This window comes from Geotalea sp. SG265 (assembly GCF_022808985.1).
Taxonomy (GTDB): Bacteria; Desulfobacterota; Desulfuromonadia; order Geobacterales; family Geobacteraceae; genus Geotalea.
In genome coordinates this window covers 1-2,100 of the sequence record NZ_JAKZFT010000036.1, presented here as the reverse complement: position 1 = coordinate 2,100, position 2,100 = coordinate 1, and the positions used below count along the sequence as shown (strand labels likewise).

Sequence of the window (2,100 nt, the reverse complement as noted above, 5' to 3'; positions counted from 1 at the left end):
ACTGAAGAAGAACTGCATTTCATAATTGAAAAGGTGAATCATCGACCCAGAAAATGCCTTAACTACCAGACACCACACGAAGTCTTCTTTCAAAATTCACGTGGTGCACTTGCAATTTGAATCCACCACATTAGCAACATAAATACGGGGAGTGTCCCTAGTTTTTTCCTAGTTTTTTCCATCCAGTGTGACAATGCTGGCGGCGACTACGTTTTGTGTTGGGCCAGCTTCAGCAGCAGTTACTTTGTTATTCGGAGCATTTCCACCTCCGCCACCACATCCAGCCAAGCCAAACACTGCGGCAAAGAATAATCCCATCATCACATTGATTCCAAACTTCATTTCCATCCCTCCAATTTTATTGACTCCGCGCATCACCGCCAGACAGAAATAAGGAGTCATTCTCTTTCTGTCCAACGGGGAGAGCTGACCGGCCGGTTTTGTTTTTGGCCGGTCCAGCGCTTGGTTGAACATCTTCCCTCTAACGAAGGGAACGACAGTTTTCAATTTCAATGTAAGTCGTCAGATCTTTACACTACCCAATCTTAAGGAGCCTGCTTGTCAAGGTATTTCTGAAGTCGTTTTTCATACTCTTGTTTGTCAGGTGGGTTAAGACTAACCGCTTTTTTCTGCATTCTTACTGCGTCTTCAAAGTTACCGGCTACAGCATATGCAGTGGCCAGGGTATCAATATAACCAGCGTTGTTCCAATCTGTCATAATGGATGCCTCAGTTGCACATTTAATAGCTATCTTAGCATCTCTATAACTCTTATCTTTGCAGGTGGCATAAAACCAAGCGATCATGTTATAAGAATAGTGATATTTATCGGGCTTCATTGATATGAAGTTACGATAGTACTTATCAGCTTGTTTATATTCTTCTTTTCTATAATAAATTTCACCAATTTTAAAATTAGCCCATGGTTTAATAGATGTATCATTCGTTAATTTATCGCAACGTATCAAATCGCTTAGTGCTTTATTGTAGTCGCCTTTTTCAAAATAACAGTGCCCTCTTCTCCCATATGCAGAATCATAGCTTCCATCTATCTCGATAGCTTTACTAAAGTATGCAATGGCTTCGTCAATTTCTTTTTTCTTCTGGGCTTCTAAACCTTTTTCAAAAAATTCCTCAGCTTTACTGCGAATTTGATTTGCTATTTCTTTTTGGCGTTCTAATTCAAGTCGTTTTTTTTCGGCGTCTTCCTGTAATCTCTGCTCTTTCTGAAGATCGGCATAATATTCCTTTTCTTGTTTGCTTCCACGAATAATAACCCTGCCGCTATATTGATTTAGTGGTATTCCGCGATTTCCCAGAGGATTTCCATCAAGAGAGACATAGTATCGCCATGATCCTTGGTACAATTCGGATTTAATTTTTCCAAACACTTTGATTCTTATATCTTTTTTTGTGGTTAACAACACAAAATAGGCACCATTATCAGAACTATCATGTACATAAAGGTCTGCCAAAGCTTGGATGGTTGCATTAAATCGTACTGCCCAAACTGGCTCTACTTCATTACCTAAGTTCTGGCTTGCCTCAGTCGAGAAGTCGTTCAGCCTGAAATGCCTTGGAATCTCACGAGATAGCGCATCCTTAAACTCTGCTTTTGAGGGCTTGGCTTCTGCATTTGAGGAAACCATCACAATGATTGCGACAGAAAAGATGGCCGCATTTCGTAAAAACGTCCACTCCCGAATACTCATTAACACCTTGCTTACGATTCTTCGCATTCTTTGTCCTCCTGTAATGGGCTCGACCGAAATCACTTTCAAGGATTTTTTGCAGTTTATTTCATGTCGTTCAACTACTGATTGACCAGTTAGAGTTATTTCCTTATATAAGTAACCAGAGTCCTATATGAGGAATTAGTAACCTATATAGGCCACAGCATAAGTGGCTTATATAGGTTACATCTGACCTTTTTTCCACTTATCCTTAAGTTGCCTATATTGGTAACTTGCTCCCTATATCAGGTCTTTGAAAAACTATTACTATTTGAGCCCCAGTAGGTACAGTTTTATGTTATGATGCTGCGCATAATTCTTTGATATTGCTGGAGAAAAAGTATGCGCGGGTTTGAAGAACAATCTG

General features: G+C 39.9%; 2 protein-coding genes. Both read right to left on the bottom strand.

Going from position 1 to position 2,100, the window contains the following annotated elements; genetic code table 11:
- Nucleotides 1-168: 168 nt before the first annotated feature.
- A complete protein-coding gene (locus ML541_RS18805) occupies nucleotides 169-474 on the bottom strand; it encodes a hypothetical protein (RefSeq protein WP_243375601.1) in 306 nt (101 codons plus the stop codon).
- Between the two features lie 71 nt (nucleotides 475-545).
- Nucleotides 546-1,739 carry a tetratricopeptide repeat protein gene (locus tag ML541_RS18800; RefSeq protein ID WP_243375598.1) on the bottom strand — a complete coding sequence of 398 codons (1,194 nt, stop codon included), beginning with the start codon at nucleotides 1,737-1,739 and terminating at the stop codon, nucleotides 546-548.
- Nucleotides 1,740-2,100: the final 361 nt, after the last annotated feature.